We start from the raw sequence: 23,788 nt of genomic DNA, 5'->3' as shown, positions 1-23,788 counted from the left end.
CCTCGGGCGTTCCCTCGCCCCGGCGGCGCCCGGCCGGCCGTTCCCGGCCGCCCGACCCGCGGTTCGCACCGAGGCGCAGCCGGGCGCGGGCTCCCGCGCCGCCCCCTCCGGCGCCCGCCCGTCTCGCTCCCCCGCCCCCGAACCCGCTATTCGACACCGACGGGGCCTCCGGCTCTGCTCGGATCGGCGCCGCCGGCTGGGACGGCTCACCGATGGTGACGAATAGTGCCGAAAAGTGACATACCCAGCAGGACCAAGGCTATCCCGACGGCCGCACCGGCTTTTCCGATTTGCCCGATCCGTCGCCCCCACGCGTCGTTCGCGCCGCGCGGCACGGCGGTTCGCCGGCGCGGGCCGGTACCATCCGGCCCGCACCGGCCGGGGCGCCGTTCAGACGGTCAGCAGGCGGGCGACCTCGGGCAGGACCTCGCGGTCGTGCTCCAGCCACTCGACGTCGGCCAGCTCGGCCGGGCCGAGCCAGCGCAGCTCGTCGTGGTCCTGCAGCGGGCGCGGCTCCCCGGCGAGCAGTTCGGCGGCCCACAGCCGCAGCTCCAGGCCCGGGCGCACCAGCCACGCGCCGGGCAGCCGGGTGAGCGCCCTGGCCCGGACGCCCAGCTCCTCCATCAGCTCGCGCTCCAGCGCCTCGGTCTCGCTCTCGCCCGGCTCGGCCTTGCCGCCGGGGAACTCCCAGCGCCCCGCCACCTCGGCGGGCGCGCTCCGCCGGGCGGCGAGCACCCGCCCCCGGTGGATCAGCGCGCCGCCGACGACGATCCGGTTCTCCGTCGCGCCGCCGGCGGGCGCCTGGTGATCGGTGGTCCTGTCCATGGACGCAGACCCTATAGACGTGCCCGTCAGTCGCGCGGGCCCTTCGTCCCCGTGGCGCCGGCGGGCTCCGCCTCGACCCAGTACAGCTGCTTGTGGCCGCGCGCCTCGAACTCGGCCGCGAGCCGCTCCGCCGCCTCCTGCCCGACGCCCCCGACGACCAGGAAGCGGTTGCCGTTGTCGTCCTGCCGCATCACCCGGTAGGTGTCCATGGCGCCCAGGGTAGGGGCGGGGCGCTCAGACCCGTACCGCGCTGGCCTGCTCGCCCGTCGACAGCCCCAGCTCGCGCCGGATGTCCACCGCGAGCTTGCTGCTCTTGACGGACAGCGCCTGCGCCTTGCCGACCTCGCGGGCGAGCGTGTCCGGGTCCGTGGACTTGGCGGCGGCGTCCCAGGCGTTGGCCGCGTCCAGCTTGATCGCACCCAGCTCGATGAGCTTGGCCTTGGCCCCGGCGGGCCAGTCGACCCCGTTGACCGAGAGGTCCGCGACCTCCTTGCGGGAGGCGGTGGCCATCGTCCTGGCCCAGGTGCGGTACTCCGCGGGCTCCTCGTCGACGTCGGCCTCCGGCTCGGCGCCGAGCGCGCCGTTGTAGGCGAGCACGGCGTCCAGGTAGGTGCGCTGGGCCTGGGTCAGCTTGGTCCGGTCGGTGCGGACGCTGCCCGCGTGCATCTTCGTCTCGTCCTGGAAGGTGCAGGTCACCCGGCGGTCGCCGGAGGCCCAGCCGGAGATGCTCGGGTAGTAGTAGGACCCGCCCATGCCGTCGGGGACGAGCCAGGAGTCGAGGGCGTAGTCGTCGCGCACCGGGCCGCAGAGCTGCGCGGCCTTGGCGCTGATCTCGCTCTGGCCGGGGTAGGAGCCGCCGCGGCCCGCGAGGTTGGTGAAGCCGGCCACCTCGCCGTGGTGCGGCGCGGTGCAGGGCACCACGTGCACCCAGTAGATGCTCGCGGACTCGGCGTCCTGACCGGGGCTGAACGGCGGCTGGTTGAAGCAGTCGCCGGTCACCAGGTCCTCGATGCTCGCCGAGCCCTGCGGGCCCCGGCGGGCGTCCGCGTAGCGCTCCTCCTCGAAGCCGAGTGCGGCGAGGCCGATGAACGCGATCAGGGTGACGATCGCCCCGAGCACACCGGTCACCAGACCGGTGACCGCCAGGCCGCGGCCCTTCTCGTTGCGCTTGGGCATCTGGACCAGCGCGACGATCGCGAAGGCGAGCGCCAGCGGCCACAGGCAGAGCAGGCCGGTGACCAGTGCGGCGATCGCGAAGCCGTTGGTGGACGTCGGGGCGGGGAGGTAGGCGAAACCGGGCTGGAAGCCGGAGTGGGCGCCGGGGGTGACGGCGGCCCAGCCGGTGGCGTGCGGCTGCTCGGCGCCGGGGGGCGGCGGCGGCAGCAGGCCGACGGGGGTGGCCCACGGGTCGGCCGCGGGCGGCGCCGCGGGGGCCGGCTCCGGGGCCGCCTCGGAAGCGGGGGCGGGGGCGGGGCCGGGCTCGGGCTCCGAAGCGGGGGCGGGCGCGGCCTCGGGGGCCGCCGCCTCGGCCGCCGTCTCGGCCACCGTCTCCGCGGCGGGCTCGGGCCGGGATCCGGGCTCGGCCACCGGCTTGGTCAGCGCGACCCGCTCGACCGGCTCGACCGGCTCGGGCACGGCGGCGTCGGACTCGGGCTTGGACACGTGCGATCTCCCCCGGCCCGCAGGAGGCGGGCGACAGCTCGGCAGGACGACGACCCGCGGATCCCGCGGGCGCATCGTCGCGGCGGGCCGTCAGGTACGGGAACAGGCGCGCGACTCTACCGGATCCGGTGGAACACCCGCTCACCCTTTCGCCGCCCCACGAACCACCCCCTTCCCGCAAGGCCGGGCCCCGGCTCAGCGCCCGGCCAGCACCTCCCCGTGCAGCATCGCGAACCAGCCGTCCCCGGCGGCCGCCCACTCCCGCCACCCGGCCGCGATCCGGGCCAGTTCGGCCTCGTCGGCGAACCCCTCGGCCACCGCCGTCCGCGCGATGGCGGTGTCCGTGATCCGGTCGGCCCACAGCCCGCCCCACCACGCGCGCTGCTCGGGCGTCGCGTACGTCCAGGTGCTCGACGTGGCGGTGACGTCGGTGAAGCCGGCCGCCCTCGCCCAGGACAGCAGCCGCCGCCCGGCGTCCGGCTCGCCGCCGTTGTGCCGGGCGATCCTCCGGTACAGCTCCAGCCAGCGGTCCAGTTCGGGCACCTGCGGGTACCAGGCCATGGTCGCGAAGTCGACGTCCCGGACGGCGACCACGCCGCCCTCGGCGGTGACCCGGCGCAGCTCGCGCAGCGCGCCGACCGGGTCGACCACGTGCTGCAGCACCTGGTGGGCGTGCACCACGTCGAACTCCCCGTCCGCGTACGGCAGCCGGTGCACGTCGGCGGTCTCGAACACCACGTTGGCCAGGCCCCGGCCGGCGACGTACCCGGCGGCCGCGGCCAGCACCTCGGCCGAGGTGTCGGCGGCCACCACCCGGCCCGCCGGGCCGACCAGTTCGGCCAGGTCGGCGGTGATCGTGCCGGGGCCGCAGCCGATGTCCAGCACGGACTGCCCGGGCCGCAGCCGGTCCCGCAGGTACGCGGCGGAGTTCTCGACCGTCCGGGAGCGGTGCGAACGCAGCACGGACTCCTGGTGGCCATGGGTGTAGGCGGCGGGCTTCGGTGCGGTCATGGTGACGTCCCCCTCGGGATCGGCGGTCTCCTCGACGCCTCCGACGCTACTCCCCGTCCCGCATTTCAAGAAGATTCGTCTCACATGGCGGCCACCGCCCGGGCCGCCCGGGCCCGGCCACCCCGCCGGGAAGAGCGACGGCCCCCGCTCGGACGACGTGGCGTCCGCGCGGGGGCCGTCCGGCCTGCGGCGGTTACGGGGTGACGGTGAACCAGGTGGTGCGGGACTTCTTGAACTCCGGCTGGGTGAGGTCCTTCGCCGCGATGCCGTCGTTGTACAGCACGGCCGAGCCGTCGTCGGTGATCAGCTGCACCCGGGCGCCGGGGGCGGTGAGGTCCGGGACGTCCGGCACCGCCTCCCAGCCGCCCGCGTCGGCGGTCGGCAGGTCGAGCAGCTTGACCGGCTGCGAGCCCGGCTGACCGTCCCAGCGGTAGAGCGCGTACGGGTCGGAGTTGTCGTCCGCCGCCCAGGAGCCGGCCACGATCAGGTACTGGCCGAGCGCGTTGCGCCGCAGGTCGCGCACCGAGAGCCCGCCGAGGTCCAGCTCGATCGGCTCGCCGAAGGTGGCGTGCGAACCGCTGAACAGCGACGGGAAGTTCGTGACCGGCACGATCAGCGCCCGGCCGCCGGTGACGGCCGGGGTGAGCGGCGCGCGGAAGCCGACGTAGGCGGTGGTGGTGCTGCCCGGCGCGAACTCCAGGCCCTCGACGTTGAAGCCGTCGATCTGCTTGGGCACCTGCCCGGCCGCCGCACCGGCCGCGAAGCCGTAGCGGTCGCCGTGCGCGCGGTCCCAGGCGATCAGGTCGTCGCGCAGGACGCTGGAGGAACCGGCCAGGGAGAGCTGGGTGGTGGCGCCCGAGCCGGTCACGGTGGTGGCGAACACGATGTGCCGCGGCGTCTTGATCTCGCCGTCCTTGTTGTTGCCCAGCGAGCCGGTCCAGTAGACGGTGTTGCCGACCCGGGTGGCGCCCTCGATGTCGATCTCCTTGGTGACGCCGAGCGCCGAGGAGAAGTCCCAGGTGCGCACGGGCGCGCCGGAGGCGTTGCGGTCGTACAGCCGCAGCACGTTGGACTCGTCGTCGGCCACCACGATGTACCCGCCGCCCGCGTCCACCGCCGCCGAGGCGTCGCTGGAGCCCGTCAGGTAGCGGCTGTCCGCCGAGAACTGCACCGCCGCCGAGGCCGCGTAGTGCAGCGTCCTCGACGCGGTCTTGCCACCGAGCCCGGTGACCTTGACGGTGAGGTCGGTGTAGCCGACGCCCTGCGCGGCGACCGCGAGGGTGCGCGCGGAGCCGGTGCCGGCGACCGTCACGTCGCCGGTCCGGGCCACCGCGGTCCGGGTGCTGGCGGTGGCGGCCACGGTGAGCGAGGAGACCGGGGCGCCGCTCTGGGCGACGGTGACGGTGATCGTCGGGTCGCCGGTGGCGCCGACCGCGCCGGACAGGTAGGCGGTGGAGAACGTGATCGTCGGGGTGCCGTAGCTCACGGCGGCGGCGGGACCGGCCGGCAGCGCCAGCAGCGGGAGGGCGGCGGTGGCGACCGCCAGCGGCAGCAGGCGGCGGGAGGGACGGGACACGGTGACTGCCCTTCGACGTGGTGGGCGGTGCGAGGTCCGGACCAGGGTGGGGCCCGTCGGCGAACGCCGCCCCGACGGCAGCGGGCCGTCCGGCGAACACCAGCCCTCGCCCGCCCCCCTCCGCGGCCCGCGCCGTACCGTGGACGGGCAGCCGCCTCACAGAACGGTCCCACCATGCCCGCGCCGCGCCCCTTCGTCCTGCTGAGCGCCGCGATGTCGCTCGACGGGCACCTCGACGACGCCTCCCCCGAGCGGCTGCTGCTCTCCGGCCCGGACGACTTCGACCGGGTCGACGCCGAGCGGGCCGCCGGCGACGCGATCCTGGTCGGCGGCAACACCCTGCGCGCGGACAATCCCCGGCTGCTGGTCAACGACCCCGGACGGCGGGCCGCCCGGCGCGCGGCGGGCCGTCCGGAGCACCCGCTGAAGGTGACGCTCAGCGCGAGCGGGCGGCTGGACCGCTCGCTGCGGTTCTGGCACACCGGCGGCGAGCGGCTCGTCTACACCACGGACACCGGGGCCGCCGTGCTGCGCCCGACCCTGGACGGGCTGGCCGAGGTGGTGGCACTCGGCGCGGCGGTGGAGCTGGGCGCGGTACTGGACGACCTCGGCGCGCGCGGGGTGCGGCGGCTGATGGTCGAGGGCGGCAGCGGGGTGCACACCCAGTTCCTCGCCCAGGGGCTGGCGGACGAACTCCAGCTGGCGGTGGCGCCGCTGCTGGTCGGCCAGGCGCGGGCGCCGCGGTTCGTCGGCCCGGCGGACTTCCCCGGCGGCCCGGCCCGCCGGATGCGGCTGCTGGAGGCCCGTACGGTGGGCGATGTCGTCCTGCTCAGGTACGCCCCGAAGGAGCCCGCCCCGTGACCGACCCCCGCCCCTCGACCGGCCCCCGCCCCGCCGATCTGCCCTTCCTGCGCCGGGCCGTCGAGCTCTCCCGCCGCTGCCCGCCCTCGCGGACCGCGTTCTCGGTCGGCGCGGTGGTCGTGGCCGCCGACGGCACGGTGCTGGCCGAGGGGTTCAGCCGCGAGACGGACGGCCACGAGCACGCCGAGGAGGCGGCGCTCGGCAAGCTCCCGGCCGACGACCCGCGACTGCGCGGCGCGACCGTCTACAGCTCGCTGGAGCCCTGCGGGCAGCGCGCCTCGCGTCCGGTGCCGTGCGCCGAGCTGCTGATCGCGGCCGGCGTCCCCCGGGTGGTGGTGGCCTGGCGCGAGCCGTCCACCTTCGTCGCCGAGACCCGGGGCGCCGCACGGCTGGAGGCGGCGGGCGTCGAGCTGGTGGAGCTGCCCGAGCTGGCCGGGGAGGCCCGGGCGGTCAACGCGCACCTGCTGGGCTGAAGGCACTCGAAGCGGAGGGGGATCTTTTGTATCCTGATTAAACAATCCCTTCGCATTCCGCCCCGCACCCCTGGAGACGCCCGCATGCCCGCGACGACCTTCACCCCCCGCGCCGTGCTCCTCGACATGGACGGCACCCTGGTCAACTCCGACGCCGTGGTCGAACGCTGCTGGCTCCGCTGGGCCGAGGAGCACGGCCTCGACCCGGCCGAGGTGCTGCGCGTCGCCCACGGGCGCCAGGGCCAGGCCGCCATGGCCGCCCTGCTGCCCGACCGCCCGATGGACGTCAACCTCGCCGAGAACGACCTGATGCTCGCCCAGGAGAAGGCCGACACCGAGGGCGTCGTCCCGATCCCCGGCGCCCCCGCCTTCCTCGCCGCCCTGGCCGGCCTCCCGCACGCCCTGGTCACCTCCGCCGACACCCCGCTCGCCCGGGTCCGGATGGCCGCCGCCGACCTCCCCCTGCCGCCGGTCCTGGTCACCGCCGAGTCCGTCGGCGCCAGCAAGCCCGACCCCGAGGGCTTCCTCAAGGGCGCCGCCGCCCTCGGCTTCGCCCCCGCCGACTGCCTCGCCTTCGAGGACTCCGAGGCCGGCATCGCCGCCGCCCGCGCCGCCGGCGTCCCGGTCGTCGGCATCGGCCCCCGCGCCGCCGCCCACCGCCCCACCGCCCACGCGGCCACCCTCGAATCCCTCACCGTCGCCCCGGGCCCCGACGGCACCCTCACCGTCACCGTCGCCTGACCCCGCCCCACCGGGCCCGCCCGCGCGCGCTGCGCCCCCCGGCGACCTGTGCTTCTCTGGAAACAAGCCCCCAGGAAGCCCCGTCCGCCCGTCCGGGTGCGATCGCAAAGGAATTCCGATGGCGACAGAAACCCCTCCCACCCAACGCTGCAACTTCACGACCGCCCGGCCGACCCTCAAACAGGGCTCGTCGGGAGACGCCGTCAAACAGGCGCAGTGCTACCTCAATTCCTCCCTGACCGGGGAACCACTCGTCGTGGACGGCCAGTTCGGCCCCGTCACGGACGCCGCGACCAGACGCTTCCAGGTGTGCGCCGACATCACCGTGGACGGCGTCATCGGCGCCCAGACCTGGTCGTTCCTGACGTTCTTCTCCAACTCCCCGGGGTTCGCCTGCTGAACACCCGGCCCCTTCCCCGGAGACCCCCGGAAACGCCGGGAGGCCGCCCGACCGCGCTCCCGCGCGCGCCGGACGGCCTCCTGCCAGGACCGTCACACGGTGAAGCGGAACTGCCACAACACCGCTGCGACCCGCGGTAACGCGAACCCGCAGCTGATGATCAGTAGTGGTAGCGGGCAGCCAGGACGATGATCTCCCGGTCCGTGACCAGGTAGACGAGGCGGTGCTCGTCGTCGATCCGCCGCGACCAGGCCCCGGGCAAGTGGTACTTCAGCGGCTCGGGCTTGCCGATGCCGGTGAACGGGTCACGCAGGACGTCCTCGATGAGCCTGTTGATCCGGGCGAGCATCTTGCGGTCGCTCTTGAGCCAGGAGGTGTAGTCCTCCCAGCCGGCCTCCTCGAAGACGAGCCTCACGCGGCACCCTTCTCGCCATCCGCCGCGTCGGGGTCGATGAGCTCCCGCTCGGAAAGCCCAATGCCACCAAGGGCGTTCTCGTACGCCTTGAGCAAGCGGCGGGCGTTCACCGGCGAGCGCAACAGGTAGGAGCCTTCACGCAGGGCGGCGTAGTCCTCGGCCGAGACGAGTACGGCGTTCCCGTGCTTGGAGACGATCTCAATGGCCTCGTGATCGTCGTTGACCTTCTTGATCAACGGGAAGAGAGCCTTGCGCGCCTCGCTGGCAGTGATCGACATCGACTGAACTCCCTCCACAGCTGGTACCACATAACGTACCACTCAAGTGGATGCGACGAGCCGGAGAAGTCAGCACCAAGTCAGCACGGAGAAGGGATCGGGGCCCGCCTCATGGGAGGCGGGCCCCGTCCGACCTGCGCATGTGACAGATCGATCTACCTCAAAGCAGTGAAACGGTCAGACGTTGAAGCGGAACGTCCACAGCAACGCTGTGACCTGCGGAAACGTTGATCCTGGCGGCCCAAGTCAGCACAGTTCCAGCACCGTTTCCGCTGGTCAGCACACCTACGCGACCGTCCAGTAGTCCCCGGAGCTCTCGGAGGCCGGGTTCTGCACGTCCACCTGCACCGGCCGAAGGACGCTGTCCATGACCTCGCGGCAGCGGTGAAAGGCCCCCGGAACGAGGTGGCCGTAGATGTCCACAGTCGTCTTGATGCTCTTGTGGCCGAGCCAATGCGACACCTCGTGAATCGGGACGCCGTTCGCAAGGGCGGCGCTTGCGAAGAAGTGCCGCAGGCTGTGCGGGGTGTACTTCGGATTCCCCTCCGCGTCAACCAGGCCGGCGGCGATGCATGCCTTCCTGAAGTGGTAGCCGAAGGTTGACGCCGTCGGCATCTTCCCCTTGCCCCGGTCCCGGGGGGCGAAGTACACGTGGAGCGTCTTCTCCTTGCCACCCTTGTCCTTGAAGGTGACGGGGATCGGCCGGTAGATCTCGTCGTGGGCCTCGATCTCCTCCTCCAAGAAGAGGGCGATCGGGACGTCTCGGTACTCGCCTTCCGCCCGGTGCTTCAGCGGCACGAACGTCGTGCGGCAGTCACCGCGGTTCGCCTTCGCGCTGACCTGCCAGCGAATTCGGATGTATCCGGGGCGCCGGCATTCGGTCGAGAACGCCAGGGCCTCACTCAGACGCTCACCGGCACCGGCCATCAGGTAGATCGACAACCGGTACTGCCGGGAAATGTTCGTCGCGAGAAGATGAACCTCGTCAGGAGTCGGGATCTCGTCCTCATCCACAGCGAGGGAGCTCGTTCGGACGATCTTGACGCCGGCCGCCGGATTGTCGGGTATCCGCTTCTCGGTGACCGCGGCCTCCATCATGGCCGTCACGAACTTCATCCGGTCGTTGATCGTCGAGGCCGCCATGCCTTCACCGTTGCGGTGAAGGGCCGCGATGAACCGTTCGAAGTCGGGCTTCCCGAGGCCGGCCAACGTCTTCCGCCCCAGGTGGGGTACAAGGTGGTTCCGGATGAAACCCTCGTAGTTCCGGATGGTGGCCTCAGCGAGGATCTGTCGTTCGATCCACTCCTTCGCGTACGCGCGGAGGGTGATGGCACCTCGTTCGGGGTCGAGGTAGATTTTCATGCCCTTGTCGTGCTCGACCTTGCTGGCGAAGGCGTCAGCACCATCGGGGCCGGTCTTCTTGGCGAAGCTCTTCTCGCGCTGACGTGCAGTCCGTCCGCCCGGCTCCCGGTATCGGACGGTCCATTTGTGGCCGCAACGGACCTTCTCGCAGGGGTAGAAGCGGTCCTTCTCGTCCACCTTGCACGGCTGGAAAACGGTGGCCACATGGGCCCCTCTCTGTCTTGTGGGGCTGTGCAGCCTGCTGGTGCTACCCGTAGTTCTTGTCGAGGTAGTTCACGATGTCCCGCTCACGGAATCGCAGCAGTCTGCCGACCTTCTGGGCCGGCAGGCCCCATGTGCGGTACTTGTTCTTGACGGTGATCTCGCTGACCTTGAGCCACTTCGCGACTTCTTCCGGGGTCAGCAGCCGGTTGCTTCCGCCCTGCATCAGGCGCTGGTCGGTCGCCCGCCGTAGCGGGCCAGCGCGGCGGCGCGCAGAGCGGCGCGGTGGCTCGCCTGAAGGTGGTCGAGCCGACCGAGGATCTGTTCGGGGTCGGCCTGCCGCAGCCCAAGGCGTCGGGCGATCTCCTTGACCGTTTCCTCGGCCGTGGTGGGCGGCGGAACGACGCCGGCCGGATAGCAGCGGGTCTGCTCGCCCCGGGTGCCGCGGACCCAGCCCCAGCCGTTCGTGGTGTCGGTCGGGGTCAAGCGGCGGCTCCGAGGTAGCTGGTACGGGACTGCGCGGTCAGGTGGAAGAGGCCGTACTCGCACTCGTAGGTGCGGTTCTCCTGGCGAACTCCCCGCCCGCTCCCACGGCGGTCGGCAACTCTGGCGCGCTTCGCCTGGGCCTTGCCGAGCGCCTTGAGGGCGTCGTGCTCGTCTTCGTAGGCGCGCTTCGAGCCGCAGGGGCAGGCCCGGAAGGCGACGGGCTTGGCCGTCATGCGGTTACCTCCGTCTACTTTCGGAACTGCCCGCAAGGGCAGGTGGGGATGTGGCAGGCGCCTCGGGCGGCGCTCACCGTGGAGTGGGTGAAGGGGGCGTGGCCGCAGCCGGGGTCCTGGCAGTAGCCCTTCCAGCCCTTCTTGCTGGTCACGTTGGCAAGCATCACTCCGGGCGAGTAGAGCTTGACGAGGCGCCCGGTACCGCCGATGGCGATCTTGTCTGCGAAGGACTTGGCCTCCACCTCGCTCCCGAACGGGGCCCAGTTGAGTCCGCGGTGCCCGTCGGACCAGGTGTGCACGAGGGCCACCCAGTCGCGCATCTGGAGGATCTCGCCGACTTCCTTGATGACCGCCTTGGCCATCTGGTCGGCGCTGTCGAAGTCGGGCGACTCCAGCAGCGCCTTCACCGCGTCGATCTCTTCCTTGCGGGGAGTCAGCCTCACGGGCCGCTCCGGGGGCTGGTGATCGTCTCCAGTCGGATCAGGGTCTCCAGCAGCGCTGCGGAGTCAGCCTCGCGGTGGTCAGCCTGGAGCTCGTCCCAGCGGGCCAGGTTCCGGACGGGGACGTCGCCGTATCCGTCGGTCAGCGCGCCGAGTTCGTCCTCCTGCTGGCGGAGGCGGTCGCGCATGGCGGCGGCGATGCTCCTCAGCTCCTTCAGGACCGGGTGCAACTCCCGCCCACTGGACAGGTCGGCGACGAGTTCGACGGTTTCGGGGGCGGGGTCGATGACGGTGGCCGGCATGGTGAACCAGTCGGCGTCCAGCGGGTGCCGCCATCCGGCAACGGCGAAGCCGTCCCCGATCTTGGTCCCGGTGTCCCCGTCCGCGTCCTCGATCTCCGTCCCCTCGGGGAGGTACTTGAGGATCAAGGGGTCGTAGATAACGGTGTCGTTCAAGGGATTTCCCTCTCTTTCGCTAGTCACACTATCGCAATGGGTGCGGACTCTCAACTCTCGCAATCAGCCCTGTGTGATGCCCCGGATGCTGGCGGCGAGCTGCTCCAGGGTGCCGGAGTTGTCGATCACGGCGTCGAACAGGTAGCCGGCGAGCGCCGACTCGCTGACGTGGTCAGCCTCGCCGATCCGCTCCTGCCCGGGACGGACGACGAGGACCACCAGGCCGCCGCGCCACCGGATCTCGTCTGCCTCGTTCGGGAATCGCACGTCCGTGATGACGGTCGGCGCCGTCCAGGTGTCGACGTCGTGGAACAGCCGGTCCACCCACACGTCCTCGCCGAGGACTCCGCGGCCGGCCTCGGTGCCGCCCCGCTGAAGGAGGGCCCGAACCTCAGGGAGCTTCTTGGCCTCGTCCCAGCCGATTCCGTCGACCAGCTCCCTCAACCGAGTCCGCCGGCCGAACACCAGAGGGTCGAGCGCGTAGAGCATCCGCTTGAGCGGGTCGGCGAAGGCCCGGCGCGTCCATCCAGCCTCCACCAGCGCGGCGGCGGCGGAGTCCTTCCCCGAGCGGGCGAGCCCGGCCAGGCCGACGATCTGGGGCCCGCGCACGGGAGCAATCGCTCTTTCTCGGCGGGCGCACTTCACCTGGTCTGCAAGCTCGTCAGTCGCGACGCCGAGCGTTCGCGCCACCGCCTCCCACCGACTTGAGGCGGGCAGGCGGGTGCCGTTGAGCATCTGACTCATGGTGCCCGCATCGACTCCGACGGCCTCGGCGAGCCGAGACCGGGCGCCCGACCACGGCAGGTCGACTTCATACCCAGCAGCGAGCGCCCTCTCGGTGATCCAGCACCCGAAGCGGGCGTACGTCTTCTTCATCGGTTCTCTCCCTGGCGGTGATGCTGGCCGCCGTCGAGCCGGGTGGCGCGCTCGTTCGGCCAGAGGGTGACGGAGTTGGACCGGCTGATCTCGGAGCCCGGGGCGTCGATGTGCAGGCGCCACTTCTTCACCCGGGTGCCCCAGTCCTGGGCCTTCACCAGCATCGGCTTGGCGAGCAACGTGCCACTCCTGGTGACGGTGTGGCCGCGGGTGTCGTTGCCGGTGGCCTTCACGCGGTCGCCGGCCTTCAGGTCTCGGATCTCCACCTGGGTACCGTTCATGCGGATTCTCCTTCGCAGGTCAGTTCGAGGCCGGGGCGTGCGCAACGAGCTGCTGCTCGAAGTCCCCCTCCATCGCGCGGAGTCGGTCCGTCGCCGTGCTCAGCCTGGCTTCGACCTCCGCCAGTTCCCGGCGAAGACCGGCCGCGGCTTCACGCGCACTCCCCAGCCGCGCCGGGCGGCGAGCTCGTGCAAGCTCCGCCGCCATCACGTAGGCGTGCTGTTCGTCAGCGAGGTGAGCGTCAAAGGCCACCCTGAGGATCTCCCGGGCCCGGCGCTGCGTCGCGCCGGGGGCGCTCGAATCCCAACCCGACGACGGCCCGAGTGCGCGACGGATCGTGATCATGCCCCACCGGGTCGGGGTGTCGGCCGGCACGCTGAGGGCGCCGGCCAGTCGCACGCCGTTGATCACCAGAGAGCCGCCGTGCGACCGGTATTGCTCCGGTCCGTAGGCGAGATACAGGCCATCGGGCATGAACCGCCACCCGTCGAAGTCCAGGAAGGCCGGGCCGACCTCAACGGCCCCCGTGACCCTTGGCCCCTGGACGCGGTATGTCGTCACCCACGGGTCGACGGCGGTGTGAAGCTCGTCTCCTGCCGGGACGCGACTGATCGTCGTCGCGCCCGATTCCAGCACGGCCACGGGCTTTGTCTTCATGATTCCTCCGATTCGGCTGCTCATCAGGCCGCGGGCGCCACCCCGCGACGACCCCCTTTCGAGGGTTTCGCTAGTTACACTTTCGCAATGGGGCGGGGCGTCAGGCCTCGCTGGTGATGCAGTCGTAGCCCCAGCAGTTGCAGGTCATGAATCGCCCCCACAGGTCGCCGTACTTGCAGGTGTCGCAGACGGCCCACTCTCGGACGTGGAGAGTGATGTTGGTCGACCTGCAGTTCGGGCAGGTCAGGGTGTGAGCGGCGTTGTTGTCGGCCATGGTGTCCTCCGGGCGGCGGTCAGGCGGCGAGCGCGGTGTCGCTGATGAACAGGCCGGGGAGGCAGTCCTGGAGGAGCGCGGGGCGCATCGCCACGTGGTCGCCTTCGCGGGCCCAGTCCGAGCCGGCCGGGCCGGTGCGGTAGATGGCGAACGCGTCGCCGCCGTCGGCGGGAACCACGGTGCGGGCGGTGAGCCCGGCCCAGCCGAGCCCGGCCTGCTGCGGAGGCGCGTCGCTGGCGATGCCGTAGCGCACGGTGCCGTCGGACTCGGTCCAGCGCTGCCAGCCCAGGCCCTTGCTGTGCGTCTTGCTGGGCTTCGGGGCACGCCGGGGGCTAGCTCCGATCTTCACCGCACGGCCGGGGCTGCTGGCGGTGGGCAGGTCGAGGGCGAGCTGCACAGCCTTCGTGTGCTTGCCCTGTGCACCGCGCTGGTCGGCCGGCGTGGTGACGACGACGGGCTCCGGCTTGCCGGGCAGGCGAAGTGCGGTGGTGAGAATGCTGGGGGTGGACATGGTTCTCCGTTCGGTTGGTATGTCGTGGTCAGGCGGCGAGCGAGAGCTCAGCCACCAGGGCGTTGTGGAGCTTGGCGAGGTAGGCCCGGAGCTGTGGCTCCCAGGCCAGGCCGAGGAGGGCGCCGATCACGACGCAGCCCATCGGGGGCGCGACGACGTCGCCGATCTGTTGGGTGCAGGAGCTGCGGCTGCCGGTCCAGGGGTAGCCGGGCAGGAAGCCGACCAGGACGGCCGCTTCGTCGAGGCTGAAGCGGCGGGCGGGGTCGTGTTCCCAGTACCACCCTCGGATCTTCGAGGTGATGGCGGTGGCCGGCCGGTCGGCAGACCAGCAGTTGCCTCCGGCCGTCCGGCGGACGCCCCTCGTGTTGACCCTGATGCCAGGCGGCCAGCCCAGCACTCTTGCCGCGGTGATGACCGGCATCTCGGCGGTGAGTCGCGTTGCGGCGGTGTCGAGATACCGATGGCGGGCGGCGAGCATGAATGTCCGCTTGCGGCGGCTGGGCAGGCCGTACTCCACGGCGTCGAGCACCTGGAACTGGATGGTCAGCCAGTCGGCGCACAGGAACTCCGCGCGGATGCCGTCGATGACGCTCTGCGGCAGCGCGCTGGACTGCTCCATCGCGATCCACCCGAAGCCGTCCCAGGTGCGGCTGAGGGCCAGGCCCCAGATTACGACCTCGGCGATCAATCCGATTCTGTCGTCGCTCAGCTCGGCGGCCATGGCGCGGACTTCGTCCACGCCGTAGATCGGACCGGACCATCCTTCCCAGCACCCGTCACAGTCGCCGGTGCACGAGGTGTCGCAATCCCGCTCCTCCTCCCAGACGCCGATCGTGGCCTCCCAGGCGCAGGCGAACATGTCGTCGAGGATCTGGAGGTTGCGCGGGTCCTGGCCTGCCCGCTTGCCTGCGGGGGTCCAGCACTGGCAGGGCGCGGTGACGATCAGCCCTCGCGTCCAGCGCAGGGCCGGGTGGGTCGGGTCGAGGGTGCGCACGTCGGCGACGATGCGCTGGAAGCCGGCCGCGACAGCCGTTGCGGCGGCGTCCCGGTTCAGCTCAACGCCGATGATGTCGAGGTCCCGCCCGAGGACATCCCGCACTCCGACTTCGAGTCCGCCGGGTCCGGCGAAAAGGTAGACCGCCCGTTCCGGATCGCCGGGCTTCGGGGGCAGGAGCCACCGCGCTGGCCAGGGGGCGGCGAGCTGCTCCAGCTCCTCCATTGAGAGGTCGACCAGCTCCTCCAGGTCGGGGAAGTCGGTCGTGCTGGCGCTCACTTGCTGGCGATCTTGACGATGGCTTCGGCCGCCTCCAGGCAGCTGAGGCTGTTCACCGAGCTGCACACGTAGTCGACGACCGTCTTCCGGACTGCGTCGGAGTCCGGCGTGGAGCCGCCTTCCTCGGCCCAGCGGTCCCGGTCGACGGTGATGGTGATCGCCGGTATGCGGACCTTGACGAGCCGGCTCTTGCCGCAACCGCAGGTGCACTTCCCGTACTCAACGGCCACGGCGTGCCCCCTGGCCCGAGCGGACCGCCAGGGTGCCGATCCGGTCGCGGGTTCGGCGGACGAGCAGGTCCCGCTCGGTGTAGCCGTGTTGGATGGCGTCGAGCGCGTCCGGGTGGAAGAGGTCCACGTCGGGCTGGATCAGGCCGGAGCTCTGGGCCTCGTCGAACCAGGCGAGGGCGGCGGCCGGCGTCTCGAAGTCGAGGGACAGGCGGAGGCGGTAGTTCATCGGGTCCACGCCCCGGTGCCGTACAGGCGGCCGTCCTCGTCGACGCCCCAGGTCTGGCCGGCGTCGAGGACAAGGTCGACGTCCGGGTCCGTGGTTGCGTCGCAGCGGAAGCAGGAGAACTCGCCGGACGGGACGGCGCGGAGGATCGTTCGACCGCAGGGGCCGCACCAGACGTAGTGGTTCATGGGTATCCTCGTGAGTGATTGATGTCGGCTGGCATCGTCAGGCGGGGGACACCACTCCCCCGCGACCCCGGCTCACCACCGGGGTTTCGCCCTGGCGCCCGCCCGTGGTCCTGTCAGGCAGGGCGGGCGCCGCGGTTGTCCGATCGGCTCAGTAGGCGTTGAGGACTTCGAGGACGTTGGTGTCCTGGATCTCCTCGAAGAACGGCTCCAACAGGTCCCACTCGTGCGGGTTGTCGTTGAGCCACTCGCAGAGGCCGTCGTCGTCGTTGATCTCTCCGTCCTCGTCCAGGAACTCCTCGGGGATGGTCAGCTCCAGCTCGATCTCCCCCTCGGTGGTCCGCTCGATCGAGAGCTTGACGGTCTTCTTCACGGTCTGGCCTTTCAGGTGGATGCGGATGCGGCACGGGCCGCAGGTCAGGTCTTCGTCCAGGAGCTCGGGCACGTCGCCGCACTCCAGGCAGGCGGGCCGCCAGTCAGCACACGTAGAAGACATAGATGCCTCCTCCTGGCGCGTCCTCGGAGTCGTAGCCGGAGGAGAACAGTTCGTCGGCGGCGCGCTCCCAGTCGAGGGCGTTGAACGGCCAGCGGGTGAAGATCTCCTTCTCCTGCTCGTCCAACCCGCTCTCGGCGTGCTCCTGGGCGTAGTGCGCCTCGGACGGCCATTCGCCGCAGAAGGCGTCGCGGAACTCGCAGAGCGCGGCGGTCAGGTCGGTGGTGCCGCCGCCGTAGACGCTGAACCAGGCCGCGAACGGCTGGCGCTCGAACGATGGAATCTCGGCGAGCACCTCGGCCAGCGCGGCGGCCTCGGACGGGGAGCACTCGCCGTCGAGGAGGCCGAGGAAGCCGTCGTGGTCCATGACCCACAGCTCCTCGTGGTCGGTCCCCCCGGGGTGCAGGTCTTCCGGGGTGACCAGGTCGGCGGTGTCGGCGTCGTACCACTCGCCGGTCAGGCGGCCGTCGTTGTAGCAGGCCAGGCAGCCGATCCAGACGCGGGGGTCGTCGGCGGTCAGGGTGGTGGGCATGTGTCCTCGTTTCGATGTGGCTGGCTCGTCAGGGGGCAGGCACCACCCCGCCCCGACCCCCTTGCGGGGGTTTCGCTAGTTACACTCTCGCAATCAGCTCAGCCCGGGCCCTTCGAGGACGGGCCAGTACGAGCGACTGCTGTACCAGCCGCTGGCCTTGTTCATGACCTCCAGGGAGGCTTCGCCATCGGCGACGCAGGCCGAGCACATGAATCGGTCCTCGTTGGGCGTGTGCATCCACGGACCGCGTCGGCCGGTCGCCGGACCGCACCACTCGCACAGGCCGCCGCCCTCGATGTGGCGGAACGGCGTGGTGGTGTTGCCGGTGAACGGGCTCACGGTTCGCACCTCGGCGTGCTGCTCCGCAGTCGCGGCCACGAAGGCGTCGCGGTAGCCGTGGTCGAAGTACTGGCCAGCGAGTGTCCACTGCGCGCAGTCGTCGCCGTGGTCGACGCCGGCCGATTCGCAGACGTACAGCTCGTAGCACCAGGTCACAGGTCGCCTCCGTTCTCGATCGCGTGGGAGGCGGAGTCCATCAGCAGGGAGTGCGAGGCGACGATCTCGTACACCGCGTCCCTCAGCGCCTCCTTGGCCGTGAGCCACTGGGAGGCGTCGAGCTTCGGCCGCTCGCCCTCCTCGGCGACGGCGTCGTCCAGTTCGCACCGCTCCCAGTAGGTGAGGCATACGTCGGGGAACTCGGCCTGGAACTCGGTGAACGCCACGTCGAAACTGCGGCTGGCCGGGGCCTCCAAGGCCGCAAGCTCGGCGAGCAGCTCATCGGCCGCCTGGTATTCGAACGGGCTGGGGATACGCAGCTCCTCCTCCGGGAGCATGTCGACAGGGAGGCTGAAGACGAGTCGGGCCGACAGCTGCGCGAGGTTGACCAGGGTGCACCACTCCTGCGACCCGGGGTCGTAGTCATTGCGCCACTCGTCCACCTCTCGGTGGATCGCCAGAATCTCGCGGGCGTCGGTCTTGATGTTGTCCATGTGAGTGTCCTTCAGGTGGAGGTGGTCAGCGGGCGTCAAGCCACCGGCAGGCAGCGGCGAAGCCCTGCTGGCAGTCGTCGCGCTTGGCGTCGCTGAATCCGGAGTTGAACTCGACGACCGCGGAGCTTTCGCGCTGGCCGCCGAGGTCCGGGTGCAGCGCGACGCCCAGCCAGAAGCCGACGCCGGCCACGATGGTGGTCATGAGGAAGTTCGCCAGTAGGTAGCGGATGGGCATGATTGGTCCTTTTGAGAGCAGGCCGCCCCGCCTCCGATCGACGGGGCGGCCTGGGGGTCAGGGGTTCGAGCGCCAGCCGGGCTTGAACCAGCCGACCATCAGCGCGCGGCCGTCACGGTCGACCCAGACGTGACGTTCGGTGCCGTCCGGATAGGTGTGGCGGAACGCGAACCGGGCTCCACCGAGGGTCCACCTGGGGTGGAAGAAGCCGGTGCCGATCCACGTGCCGCTCGGGCCGCGAAGGGTGTGCCGCATGGTCACGACGCTCACCCCGCCAGGGCGGGACGGCGCCCCTTGCCGAGGCGGGGGCCTCCGAGGTCCGCCTGCGTTCCGGCCTTGTGGCCTGCACGCCATCCGGAGCCGGTGAGGCGGCGCCGACGCGCCGGGCGGACCTTCGGGTGTGCGGCCTTGAAGATCGCCAGAATCGTCTCTTCCCGGGAGGCGAGAACGACCTCGGCGGAACGTGCTCCGGAGGGCAGAGCGAGGTCAGCCTCCTCGACGGCCTGGTGCTCGGCGGCGTCCAGTCGCTCAACGACCGCGTTGCGGAACCCTGCGAGCCACGTCTTGCGGTAGGCGATCGGGGACTCGCCGATGCCTGGCGAGCCGTGCTTCATGCCGTTGAAGGCCTGGAGTATCAGGGAGGTGTAGAGCATCTCCACCCGGTCGAGCATGGACTCGTACCCGTGCAGCTCGACCCGCTGAACGTACTTCTTCGCACCGCCGTCCCAGACCCGCCATCGGACGGACTGGCCGCCGAGCGCATCGTTGATGCTCATGAGCAGGCCGACGCGGTCGAGGACGTAGGAACCGCTCTCCGTGAACACCCGGGTCGTGGGCCTGTCCGTCTCCGGCTTCGTCTCGGCAAGCATGGCGCGCTCGATTCCGTACTTCGACATCAGGTCCGCGGCCTTGGCGAAGTACGCCTGCGCTTCCTCCGGGGAGGCGGCCGGGTCCTCGGCCTTGGCCAAGATCGCGCGGACCTTGGCGAGCATGGAGGTGTTCTGGTCGGACATGGGGACCTCTCAGTTGTGATGCGGCTGGCATCGTCAGAAGGCGGGCACCACCCCGCCCTGACACACACGCCGGCCGCTGTGGGCAGGCGTGTGTGTTTCGCCTCGGAACTCCTGGCTCACGCGGCCAGTTCGACGACGTACCCGCTGAGGTCCACGACGGTCCCGGCGGCGTCCTTCTCGTCCTTGTAGTCGCGGTGCAGGTCGCCCCACTCGTCACCCTCGGCGTGGCACTTCAGCCACAGCTCCGCGGCATCGGGGTGGCCAGCACGGGCGAACAGGCGGGCCAGGGCGTCTACCTCGGTGCAGGTGAGTCGCTCGCCGAGCGAGTCCGCGAGCATGCCGTCGTCGAACACGCCGATGAACTCGTCGACGTCCCTCTGAAGCTGGTCGTGCTCGGCCTGCGCGCATCCCGGGCAGCCGACGGCGTCCAGGAATTCGATCGCGGCGTCGCCGAACTTGTGCCACGCCTCGCGCTCGGCTCGGCGGCCGGCCCACGGGTTGAGGACGTAGTAGGCCTTACGCAGGAGGATCTTCATGTTGGCCTCGATGTGATGAGGGATGCGGCTGGCATCATCAGGACCGGGGCACCACCCCCGGCCGACCGGCTCAACGGCCGGTTTCGCCTTCTGCTCTACGCCTCGTCGCCGAGCGCCTGGCGTCGGTGGAAGGCGGCATCCGCCTGCCAGTCCGCCCAGATCCCGACAGCGGAGGCCACCCTGGCGACGGCCTCCTCGACCGTCGTCGGGACGGTCGCGCCGTACTCCGTGCTCTCCAGCCACTCCTGCAGTTCGCGGTCGGTGTAGCACTCGACGACCACGTCCCAGCCGCCTTCGTCGTAGTGCTTGTCGGCGTGGGCTTTCACGGCTTCGATCAGCTCGGCCATGGAGGGGGACATCAAGGACTCCTTCGTGTGGATGCGGCTGGCTCATCAGCGCCCGGGTACCACCCGGACGGACGCCCCAGGGGGCGTTTCGCTTAGTTACACTCTCGCATTCACGCCGCGATCAGCTCGATCTGGCCCGTGATGGCACCGCGCAGGAAGTCCCGCGCCAGGTCGTCGAAGTGTGCGGCGCGGTGCCGGGCGTACACCTCAGCCACGTCGCGGTGCGACACCTCACCGGCCGACCACGCGTTGTACTTCAGCTCGCGCAGGTCGCGGTGGGCGCGGTCGACCACGGCCTCGTGGTCGTGGTCGTCGTCGAAGGCGAACTCCCTCCGTACGTCGTTGAGGGCGAGCTCAAGGTTCTCCTCGAACACCTCGTCCTCCAGCTCGGAGTAGTCCCCTTCGTCGAGCAGCGGGTACCCCCACTTCACCTGCTCGGCCAACGCGACGCCCTGACGGAAGGCCGAGGTGTACCGGCGCGTTCCGTGGCAGTCCCCAGCGCAGGCCGCGCCGAAGCAGTAGTCGAGCAGGGGATCGCACCCCGGCACGCAGCCGTCGGTGTGCGTGCCGGGGCAGCCGGCATCGCAGCCGCCCTCGTACACCTGGACGTACAGGGTGGTCGCCGAGCCGTAGTGCACCGCGGAACCACCGACCTCGACGACGTATTCGTTCAGCACGATCGCACCTTCGACGTCGGGGTCAGCCGCGTCCCGGATCAGCCTCTCGGCCACCCGGTAGTTGGACTTGTCCATGATGCTGAGGGGGTACTCCGTGTAGCTGAACAGCTCCACGTGGGTCGGCTCCTGGTCACGGTCGTACCAGGACGACCGCCAGGACGGCCAGCTCGCGTGCTCGCTGTCGAGGCCGAGCGCATACTCGGCCAACACCTCGTCGCCCACGTCGGCACGTGCGGAGGTCATGTTGTCTCACTTTCGGGGGTTGAGCGGCTGGCTCATCAGCGCCCGGGCACCACCCCGGGCGGACGCCCCCCAGGGGGGCGTTTCGCCTAGTTACACTCTCGCATTCACGCCGGACCGATGCGGTAGACCACGACCTCCAGGGCCCTGGTGAACAGGTCCAGCTCCGCGATGGTCAGCGCCTGCTCCTCGACCATCGACTCCAGGGTGTCGATGCGGTCGAGCATGCCGGTGGACACCTCCGCCCAGACCAGCTCCCGGCGCTCGGCCTTGGCCAGCTTGACGCGGGCGGCGTCCAACTTCCGGGCGAGCTCAAAGTTCCGCCGGGCCAGGTTGTCGATCTGCTCCTGCGCACCCAGCACCGGCCGGCCGGGCTTGGCCAGGCTGACGGGGGTCACGATGAAGTCCATGGGATCTCCTCAGGTAGGGGTTCGCCGGTTCGACCGGCGGACTGCCGCGACATCGGACGGTGCGCGGGCTCGGACTAGTCACACTCTCGCAATCAGTCCGTTAGAACCCCCCGGTGGCTTCGCACCTACGCCCAAGGCGTCCGGGGGGCCCCGGCCCAAGACGGGCCGGACAATCAGGCGGGTGATCGATTCGGGGTTCAGCAGCAGGGTTACCCCGACTGCCGGGCTCACCGTCCCTCACCCTCAGGACTGGCCGGTTCATCCGGCCGCTTCGCTTCGTTCCGGCCGGATCTCTCCGGCCCGTTCGATGTGAACGGTGAGCCCTGACCTCTGAAGTCCGCACGGTTCCCCTGACACCACCATCCACGGGCATCCGTGGACAGCTTCCCACCGCGCCTACCCCGGGAATCGGGGCGGTTCGCGGCTTCACCAAGGCCGTACGGGCGGGACTGCGGACGAAAGATCCGCGCCACTGCCTGTTACGTTGGCTGTACCCCAGGGGTTCGGCGTCGTCTCCAACACGCTGCCATCACAGGCGGGATGCCCCGCCTCCGGATCACGCATCTTCGGGCCTACCGTCGCCCTGCGTACCCACCCACACCGCCAAGCTGGCGGTTGCGACATCCACCCCCGAAGGGGTGGGGCCGGGTGAGCGTCACGCTCAAGTTCGGTGCCTCCCGGTCTGACCCGGTTGGCGTCGAGTCCGACCCTATCGGGCCGTTCTCCCGTTTCGCAACTCTCGCAATCGCTGGCTGCGAAACCCGCCTGCCGTATCCCCGGCGGCACCGCTCGTGCGGTCCGTTCTCGGTTGCCCGGTTCGGCGTTGGTTCCAACCCTAGTGGGCTGGCCTTGTGTTTCGCAACTCTCGCAATCGCTTGCGTTGCCTGCCGCCCGGTCGGCCCGCCTTCCGGCTGGCGTCCCGTGGTGGCGACGGGGAGAACATTACGGGGCCAGTCACACTCTTGCAAATCCAGGCACGTTTCCCCAGGTCAGAGGCAGTGCAGGGGGTGCCCGCGACGGGCCTTGGCGGCCTCTTCCCGGGCCTGCTGGCCGGTCCCCGGGCCTCCCTACGCGCGCGTTCCTCTTTGGGGGTGTGGGGGGGCGAGTGTGCCCGCACGTCGCGCGCGAGGGTAGCGGGTGGCCGGTCCGCCCGCAGGGGTGGGGGTATGACCCCCGGTGCCCGGCTTCGCGGACCGCCACGTCTTAGCCGCTGAGATCGTGCCACGGTTCCAGGGTCGCTCAGGGGCCGGCGGACTCCCCTCAGGGCTACCTCGCCATGGCGCCTCCCAGTGCTGCGGCCAGGGCCAGGGCCAGGAACACCACCGCCGCCATACCGAACTGAACGGCCAGTCGCAGCATGCGGAACTTGCGGCGTAGTAGCTGAGACCTCTGGATGAGCCGCGCGGCTCGGCGGTCGGTGGCCAGGTCATCGAGCACCTGGTCCGCGGTGACGCATTCGGCCCAGCGCAGGAACGACCCCGGCGCCGACGCGCCGGTCACCCCGAGCGGGAGCAGTGCGGCCAGCGCGGCAACGGCGCCGGCCACCATCCCGGCGCCCGCGATGCCGAGCAGGAAGGCGACGGCGGTCGGGAGGTGGCGGTTGGGCACGACGGCCGCGAGGACGGCCAGGGGAAGGCCGAGCGCGGACAGCAGGGCGGCGACCTTCGCCTCCACCCTGCCCATATCGGTGGTGACTTCGGTGTGCGCCCGGCCGAGGGTCTCGTTCGGGTTGGGGCCGGCTGGCTCTTCCATGGTGCTCCTTCAACAGTTGGACCGGAGGGCGCCTGCGCGGAACCTGTCGCAGGCAGCAAGAAGCCCGCCCAGTCCGGTGTGGACTGGGCGGGCTGCTGGGTTCTCAGTTAGGGCGGCGAGCCGGAGGTCGGACGCTTGAACTGCCGCTCACTCGCCGCGCTGCTCCGCCTTCAGCACCTTCAAGGCCGTCGGCCGAGACATCACCCCGCGAACGCGGTGGGCGATGTTGTTCCGCGAGTAGCTGCTGAACTTCTGCACGTCCCGCATCACGTCCATGAGCTCCTGCCTCCGCATGTCCGACGCGAGGTCCGCCATCTGGCTTGCCTCGATCGCCGCCTCAAGTGCGGCCAGGGGCTCGCTGGCCGGCGTCGGATCGTTGATCTCCGCATAGGCGCCCAGGTTGTTTCGGACCTCGACGTAGGCCGGCAGGCCGCGGTAGCGCTTCGGGCAGTCCCGCTGCCAGACCGCCAGGACGAGCCTGCCGAGGTCGTGAACCGTGCCTTCCCAGTTCACGCCGTGCTCGGAGGCTGCTGGCGTCTCCCACCCCTCGCCGGCATTTGCTGCGCCAGGAACGCGAAGCTCGTACGAGAAGTCCAGGTCAGGATGGTTTGCCATGGTCAACGACTTTACCAGTCAA

The 23,788-nt window shown here is 70.7% G+C and carries 37 protein-coding genes, 7 other RNA genes and 1 pseudogene; 3 read left to right on the top strand and 42 right to left on the bottom strand.

Annotated elements, in window-relative coordinates; genetic code table 11:
• Positions 1-390: 390 nt before the first annotated feature.
• From ACFXAM_RS02370 to ACFXAM_RS02350, 5 genes are all read right to left on the bottom strand, one after another.
• Entirely contained in the window at positions 391-825 is a 435-nt protein-coding gene (locus ACFXAM_RS02370) for a (deoxy)nucleoside triphosphate pyrophosphohydrolase (RefSeq protein WP_380287108.1), read from the bottom strand.
• 26 nt (positions 826-851) lie between these two features.
• Entirely contained in the window at positions 852-1,034 is a 183-nt protein-coding gene (locus tag ACFXAM_RS02365; RefSeq protein ID WP_380287107.1) for an SPOR domain-containing protein, read from the bottom strand.
• A gap of 25 nt (positions 1,035-1,059) precedes the next feature.
• Positions 1,060-2,487 (bottom strand): DUF4190 domain-containing protein, encoded by a 1,428-nt coding sequence (locus ACFXAM_RS02360; RefSeq protein ID WP_380287106.1) that lies wholly within the window; start codon positions 2,485-2,487, stop codon positions 1,060-1,062.
• 195 nt (positions 2,488-2,682) lie between these two features.
• On the bottom strand, positions 2,683-3,498 hold the full coding sequence (locus ACFXAM_RS02355) for a methyltransferase domain-containing protein (RefSeq protein ID WP_380287105.1): 816 nt from the start codon (positions 3,496-3,498) through the stop codon (positions 2,683-2,685).
• Between the two features lie 193 nt (positions 3,499-3,691).
• On the bottom strand, positions 3,692-5,074 hold the full coding sequence (locus ACFXAM_RS02350) for a hypothetical protein (RefSeq protein WP_380287104.1): 1,383 nt from the start codon (positions 5,072-5,074) through the stop codon (positions 3,692-3,694).
• Between the two features lie 174 nt (positions 5,075-5,248).
• Here ACFXAM_RS02350 and ACFXAM_RS02345 point away from each other — a divergent pair.
• From ACFXAM_RS02345 to ACFXAM_RS02335, 3 genes and pseudogenes are all read left to right on the top strand, one after another.
• Positions 5,249-6,408: pseudogene (locus ACFXAM_RS02345) on the top strand (dihydrofolate reductase family protein).
• 84 nt (positions 6,409-6,492) lie between these two features.
• The gene (locus tag ACFXAM_RS02340) at positions 6,493-7,149 is read left to right on the top strand and encodes an HAD-IA family hydrolase (RefSeq protein WP_380287103.1); all 657 of its coding nucleotides are present in this window, start codon (positions 6,493-6,495) and stop codon (positions 7,147-7,149) included.
• A 118-nt stretch (positions 7,150-7,267) separates the two neighbouring features.
• Positions 7,268-7,549 (top strand): peptidoglycan-binding protein, encoded by a 282-nt coding sequence (locus ACFXAM_RS02335; RefSeq protein WP_380287102.1) that lies wholly within the window; start codon positions 7,268-7,270, stop codon positions 7,547-7,549.
• Positions 7,550-7,709: 160 nt separating this feature from the next.
• Here ACFXAM_RS02335 and ACFXAM_RS02330 read toward each other — a convergent pair whose 3' ends face one another.
• The 37 genes from ACFXAM_RS02330 to ACFXAM_RS02150 all read right to left on the bottom strand — a co-directional run bounded on the left by ACFXAM_RS02330 (position 7,710) and on the right by ACFXAM_RS02150 (position 23,766).
• A complete protein-coding gene (locus ACFXAM_RS02330; RefSeq protein ID WP_380287101.1) occupies positions 7,710-7,964 on the bottom strand; it encodes a Txe/YoeB family addiction module toxin in 255 nt (84 codons plus the stop codon).
• Positions 7,961-8,242 (bottom strand): type II toxin-antitoxin system prevent-host-death family antitoxin, encoded by a 282-nt coding sequence (locus ACFXAM_RS02325; RefSeq protein WP_344325967.1) that lies wholly within the window; start codon positions 8,240-8,242, stop codon positions 7,961-7,963. Before ACFXAM_RS02325 ends, ACFXAM_RS02330 begins: the two co-directional genes overlap by 4 nt.
• Positions 8,243-8,527: 285 nt before the next feature.
• Positions 8,528-9,781, bottom strand: coding sequence for a tyrosine-type recombinase/integrase (locus ACFXAM_RS02320; RefSeq protein WP_380287100.1), 1,254 nt, complete (start codon positions 9,779-9,781; stop codon positions 8,528-8,530).
• A 70-nt stretch (positions 9,782-9,851) separates the two neighbouring features.
• On the bottom strand, positions 9,852-10,031 hold the full coding sequence (locus ACFXAM_RS02315; RefSeq protein ID WP_380287099.1) for a helix-turn-helix domain-containing protein: 180 nt from the start codon (positions 10,029-10,031) through the stop codon (positions 9,852-9,854).
• Positions 10,031-10,291, bottom strand: coding sequence for a hypothetical protein (locus tag ACFXAM_RS02310; protein WP_380287098.1), 261 nt, complete (start codon positions 10,289-10,291; stop codon positions 10,031-10,033). The genes ACFXAM_RS02315 and ACFXAM_RS02310 overlap by 1 nt, the downstream gene beginning before the upstream one ends.
• Positions 10,288-10,524 (bottom strand): hypothetical protein, encoded by a 237-nt coding sequence (locus tag ACFXAM_RS02305; RefSeq protein ID WP_380287097.1) that lies wholly within the window; start codon positions 10,522-10,524, stop codon positions 10,288-10,290. The genes ACFXAM_RS02310 and ACFXAM_RS02305 overlap by 4 nt, the downstream gene beginning before the upstream one ends.
• Positions 10,525-10,538: 14 nt before the next feature.
• Positions 10,539-10,967: a hypothetical protein gene (locus ACFXAM_RS02300; RefSeq protein ID WP_380287096.1), complete on the bottom strand. Its 429-nt coding sequence runs from the start codon at positions 10,965-10,967 to the stop codon at positions 10,539-10,541.
• Positions 10,964-11,419, bottom strand: a complete 456-nt coding sequence (locus ACFXAM_RS02295) for a hypothetical protein (protein ID WP_380287094.1) — start codon at positions 11,417-11,419, stop codon at positions 10,964-10,966. The genes ACFXAM_RS02300 and ACFXAM_RS02295 overlap by 4 nt, the downstream gene beginning before the upstream one ends.
• Positions 11,420-11,482: 63 nt before the next feature.
• Positions 11,483-12,028, bottom strand: a complete 546-nt coding sequence (locus ACFXAM_RS02290; RefSeq protein WP_380287093.1) for a hypothetical protein — start codon at positions 12,026-12,028, stop codon at positions 11,483-11,485.
• Positions 12,029-12,291: 263 nt separating this feature from the next.
• Positions 12,292-12,576 (bottom strand): hypothetical protein, encoded by a 285-nt coding sequence (locus ACFXAM_RS02285; protein WP_380287092.1) that lies wholly within the window; start codon positions 12,574-12,576, stop codon positions 12,292-12,294.
• 19 nt (positions 12,577-12,595) lie between these two features.
• A complete protein-coding gene (locus tag ACFXAM_RS02280) occupies positions 12,596-13,231 on the bottom strand; it encodes a hypothetical protein (protein ID WP_380287091.1) in 636 nt (211 codons plus the stop codon).
• Positions 13,232-13,241: 10 nt separating this feature from the next.
• Positions 13,242-13,304: hammerhead ribozyme type II (locus tag ACFXAM_RS02275), an RNA gene on the bottom strand.
• A 27-nt stretch (positions 13,305-13,331) separates the two neighbouring features.
• Positions 13,332-13,505 (bottom strand): hypothetical protein, encoded by a 174-nt coding sequence (locus tag ACFXAM_RS02270; protein ID WP_380287090.1) that lies wholly within the window; start codon positions 13,503-13,505, stop codon positions 13,332-13,334.
• A gap of 19 nt (positions 13,506-13,524) precedes the next feature.
• Positions 13,525-14,016: a hypothetical protein gene (locus ACFXAM_RS02265; RefSeq protein ID WP_380287089.1), complete on the bottom strand. Its 492-nt coding sequence runs from the start codon at positions 14,014-14,016 to the stop codon at positions 13,525-13,527.
• A 28-nt stretch (positions 14,017-14,044) separates the two neighbouring features.
• A complete protein-coding gene (locus ACFXAM_RS02260) occupies positions 14,045-15,289 on the bottom strand; it encodes a hypothetical protein (RefSeq protein WP_380287088.1) in 1,245 nt (414 codons plus the stop codon).
• Entirely contained in the window at positions 15,286-15,519 is a 234-nt protein-coding gene (locus tag ACFXAM_RS02255; RefSeq protein ID WP_380287087.1) for a hypothetical protein, read from the bottom strand. Before ACFXAM_RS02255 ends, ACFXAM_RS02260 begins: the two co-directional genes overlap by 4 nt.
• Entirely contained in the window at positions 15,509-15,745 is a 237-nt protein-coding gene (locus tag ACFXAM_RS02250) for a hypothetical protein (RefSeq protein ID WP_380287086.1), read from the bottom strand. Before ACFXAM_RS02250 ends, ACFXAM_RS02255 begins: the two co-directional genes overlap by 11 nt.
• Entirely contained in the window at positions 15,742-15,930 is a 189-nt protein-coding gene (locus ACFXAM_RS02245) for a hypothetical protein (RefSeq protein WP_380287085.1), read from the bottom strand. Before ACFXAM_RS02245 ends, ACFXAM_RS02250 begins: the two co-directional genes overlap by 4 nt.
• 22 nt (positions 15,931-15,952) lie before the next feature.
• Positions 15,953-16,022: hammerhead ribozyme type II (locus tag ACFXAM_RS02240), an RNA gene on the bottom strand.
• 56 nt (positions 16,023-16,078) lie between these two features.
• Complete coding sequence (locus ACFXAM_RS02235) at positions 16,079-16,372, bottom strand: hypothetical protein (protein WP_380287083.1); 294 nt, start codon at positions 16,370-16,372, stop codon at positions 16,079-16,081.
• 31 nt (positions 16,373-16,403) lie between these two features.
• Positions 16,404-16,952 (bottom strand): antirestriction protein ArdA, encoded by a 549-nt coding sequence (locus ACFXAM_RS02230; protein WP_380287082.1) that lies wholly within the window; start codon positions 16,950-16,952, stop codon positions 16,404-16,406.
• A 14-nt stretch (positions 16,953-16,966) separates the two neighbouring features.
• Positions 16,967-17,030: hammerhead ribozyme type II (locus tag ACFXAM_RS02225), an RNA gene on the bottom strand.
• Between the two features lie 15 nt (positions 17,031-17,045).
• Entirely contained in the window at positions 17,046-17,447 is a 402-nt protein-coding gene (locus tag ACFXAM_RS02220; protein ID WP_380287081.1) for a hypothetical protein, read from the bottom strand.
• Positions 17,444-17,941 carry a hypothetical protein gene (locus tag ACFXAM_RS02215; protein ID WP_380287080.1) on the bottom strand — a complete coding sequence of 166 codons (498 nt, stop codon included), beginning with the start codon at positions 17,939-17,941 and terminating at the stop codon, positions 17,444-17,446. Before ACFXAM_RS02215 ends, ACFXAM_RS02220 begins: the two co-directional genes overlap by 4 nt.
• Before the next feature lie 25 nt (positions 17,942-17,966).
• Positions 17,967-18,176, bottom strand: coding sequence for a hypothetical protein (locus tag ACFXAM_RS02210; protein WP_380287079.1), 210 nt, complete (start codon positions 18,174-18,176; stop codon positions 17,967-17,969).
• 57 nt (positions 18,177-18,233) lie between these two features.
• Complete coding sequence (locus ACFXAM_RS02205; protein WP_380287078.1) at positions 18,234-18,431, bottom strand: hypothetical protein; 198 nt, start codon at positions 18,429-18,431, stop codon at positions 18,234-18,236.
• Positions 18,432-18,442: 11 nt separating this feature from the next.
• Positions 18,443-19,189 (bottom strand): DUF2786 domain-containing protein, encoded by a 747-nt coding sequence (locus ACFXAM_RS02200; RefSeq protein WP_380287077.1) that lies wholly within the window; start codon positions 19,187-19,189, stop codon positions 18,443-18,445.
• Between the two features lie 18 nt (positions 19,190-19,207).
• Positions 19,208-19,292, bottom strand: an RNA gene (locus ACFXAM_RS02195) — hammerhead ribozyme type II.
• A 13-nt stretch (positions 19,293-19,305) separates the two neighbouring features.
• Positions 19,306-19,725 carry a hypothetical protein gene (locus ACFXAM_RS02190; protein ID WP_380287076.1) on the bottom strand — a complete coding sequence of 140 codons (420 nt, stop codon included), beginning with the start codon at positions 19,723-19,725 and terminating at the stop codon, positions 19,306-19,308.
• Positions 19,726-19,747: 22 nt separating this feature from the next.
• Positions 19,748-19,814: hammerhead ribozyme type II (locus tag ACFXAM_RS02185), an RNA gene on the bottom strand.
• A gap of 6 nt (positions 19,815-19,820) precedes the next feature.
• A complete protein-coding gene (locus ACFXAM_RS02180) occupies positions 19,821-20,084 on the bottom strand; it encodes a hypothetical protein (protein WP_380287074.1) in 264 nt (87 codons plus the stop codon).
• Between the two features lie 19 nt (positions 20,085-20,103).
• Positions 20,104-20,166: hammerhead ribozyme type II (locus ACFXAM_RS02175), an RNA gene on the bottom strand.
• 16 nt (positions 20,167-20,182) lie between these two features.
• Positions 20,183-20,992, bottom strand: coding sequence for a hypothetical protein (locus ACFXAM_RS02170; RefSeq protein ID WP_380287073.1), 810 nt, complete (start codon positions 20,990-20,992; stop codon positions 20,183-20,185).
• Positions 20,993-21,013: 21 nt separating this feature from the next.
• Positions 21,014-21,080, bottom strand: an RNA gene (locus tag ACFXAM_RS02165) — hammerhead ribozyme type II.
• A 16-nt stretch (positions 21,081-21,096) separates the two neighbouring features.
• Positions 21,097-21,399: a hypothetical protein gene (locus ACFXAM_RS02160; RefSeq protein WP_380287072.1), complete on the bottom strand. Its 303-nt coding sequence runs from the start codon at positions 21,397-21,399 to the stop codon at positions 21,097-21,099.
• Positions 21,400-22,665: 1,266 nt separating this feature from the next.
• Positions 22,666-23,151 (bottom strand): Pycsar system effector family protein, encoded by a 486-nt coding sequence (locus ACFXAM_RS02155; RefSeq protein WP_380287071.1) that lies wholly within the window; start codon positions 23,149-23,151, stop codon positions 22,666-22,668.
• A gap of 147 nt (positions 23,152-23,298) precedes the next feature.
• A complete protein-coding gene (locus ACFXAM_RS02150) occupies positions 23,299-23,766 on the bottom strand; it encodes a hypothetical protein (protein WP_380287070.1) in 468 nt (155 codons plus the stop codon).
• Positions 23,767-23,788: the final 22 nt, after the last annotated feature.

Origin of the sequence: Kitasatospora sp. NPDC059462 (assembly GCF_042749955.1) — a bacterium.
Lineage (GTDB): Bacteria > Actinomycetota > Actinomycetes > Streptomycetales > Streptomycetaceae > Kitasatospora.
The sequence above is the reverse complement of the archived record's forward strand: the minus strand, read 5'-3'. Positions and strand labels throughout refer to the sequence as shown.

Excerpts from the sequence above, each read along its gene's own strand:
- ACFXAM_RS02370 (WP_380287108.1), bottom strand. The coding sequence starts at position 825 with ATGGACAGGACCACCGATCACCAGGCGCCCGCCGGCGGCGCGACGGAG.
- ACFXAM_RS02365 (WP_380287107.1), bottom strand. The coding sequence starts at position 1,034 with ATGGACACCTACCGGGTGATGCGGCAGGACGACAACGGCAACCGCTTC.
- ACFXAM_RS02355 (WP_380287105.1), bottom strand. The coding sequence starts at position 3,498 with ATGACCGCACCGAAGCCCGCCGCCTACACCCATGGCCACCAGGAGTCC.
- ACFXAM_RS02340 (WP_380287103.1), top strand. The coding sequence starts at position 6,493 with ATGCCCGCGACGACCTTCACCCCCCGCGCCGTGCTCCTCGACATGGAC.
- ACFXAM_RS02335 (WP_380287102.1), top strand. The coding sequence starts at position 7,268 with ATGGCGACAGAAACCCCTCCCACCCAACGCTGCAACTTCACGACCGCC.
- ACFXAM_RS02325 (WP_344325967.1), bottom strand. The coding sequence starts at position 8,242 with ATGTCGATCACTGCCAGCGAGGCGCGCAAGGCTCTCTTCCCGTTGATC.
- ACFXAM_RS02315 (WP_380287099.1), bottom strand. The coding sequence starts at position 10,031 with ATGCAGGGCGGAAGCAACCGGCTGCTGACCCCGGAAGAAGTCGCGAAG.
- ACFXAM_RS02305 (WP_380287097.1), bottom strand. The coding sequence starts at position 10,524 with ATGACGGCCAAGCCCGTCGCCTTCCGGGCCTGCCCCTGCGGCTCGAAG.
- ACFXAM_RS02285 (WP_380287092.1), bottom strand. The coding sequence starts at position 12,576 with ATGAACGGTACCCAGGTGGAGATCCGAGACCTGAAGGCCGGCGACCGC.
- ACFXAM_RS02280 (WP_380287091.1), bottom strand. The coding sequence starts at position 13,231 with ATGAAGACAAAGCCCGTGGCCGTGCTGGAATCGGGCGCGACGACGATC.
- ACFXAM_RS02270 (WP_380287090.1), bottom strand. The coding sequence starts at position 13,505 with ATGGCCGACAACAACGCCGCTCACACCCTGACCTGCCCGAACTGCAGG.
- ACFXAM_RS02265 (WP_380287089.1), bottom strand. The coding sequence starts at position 14,016 with ATGTCCACCCCCAGCATTCTCACCACCGCACTTCGCCTGCCCGGCAAG.
- ACFXAM_RS02250 (WP_380287086.1), bottom strand. The coding sequence starts at position 15,745 with ATGAACTACCGCCTCCGCCTGTCCCTCGACTTCGAGACGCCGGCCGCC.
- ACFXAM_RS02245 (WP_380287085.1), bottom strand. The coding sequence starts at position 15,930 with ATGAACCACTACGTCTGGTGCGGCCCCTGCGGTCGAACGATCCTCCGC.
- ACFXAM_RS02230 (WP_380287082.1), bottom strand. The coding sequence starts at position 16,952 with ATGCCCACCACCCTGACCGCCGACGACCCCCGCGTCTGGATCGGCTGC.
- ACFXAM_RS02215 (WP_380287080.1), bottom strand. The coding sequence starts at position 17,941 with ATGGACAACATCAAGACCGACGCCCGCGAGATTCTGGCGATCCACCGA.
- ACFXAM_RS02210 (WP_380287079.1), bottom strand. The coding sequence starts at position 18,176 with ATGCCCATCCGCTACCTACTGGCGAACTTCCTCATGACCACCATCGTG.
- ACFXAM_RS02205 (WP_380287078.1), bottom strand. The coding sequence starts at position 18,431 with ATGCGGCACACCCTTCGCGGCCCGAGCGGCACGTGGATCGGCACCGGC.
- ACFXAM_RS02200 (WP_380287077.1), bottom strand. The coding sequence starts at position 19,189 with ATGTCCGACCAGAACACCTCCATGCTCGCCAAGGTCCGCGCGATCTTG.
- ACFXAM_RS02190 (WP_380287076.1), bottom strand. The coding sequence starts at position 19,725 with ATGAAGATCCTCCTGCGTAAGGCCTACTACGTCCTCAACCCGTGGGCC.
- ACFXAM_RS02180 (WP_380287074.1), bottom strand. The coding sequence starts at position 20,084 with ATGTCCCCCTCCATGGCCGAGCTGATCGAAGCCGTGAAAGCCCACGCC.
- ACFXAM_RS02170 (WP_380287073.1), bottom strand. The coding sequence starts at position 20,992 with ATGACCTCCGCACGTGCCGACGTGGGCGACGAGGTGTTGGCCGAGTAT.
- ACFXAM_RS02160 (WP_380287072.1), bottom strand. The coding sequence starts at position 21,399 with ATGGACTTCATCGTGACCCCCGTCAGCCTGGCCAAGCCCGGCCGGCCG.
- ACFXAM_RS02155 (WP_380287071.1), bottom strand. The coding sequence starts at position 23,151 with ATGGAAGAGCCAGCCGGCCCCAACCCGAACGAGACCCTCGGCCGGGCG.
- ACFXAM_RS02150 (WP_380287070.1), bottom strand. The coding sequence starts at position 23,766 with ATGGCAAACCATCCTGACCTGGACTTCTCGTACGAGCTTCGCGTTCCT.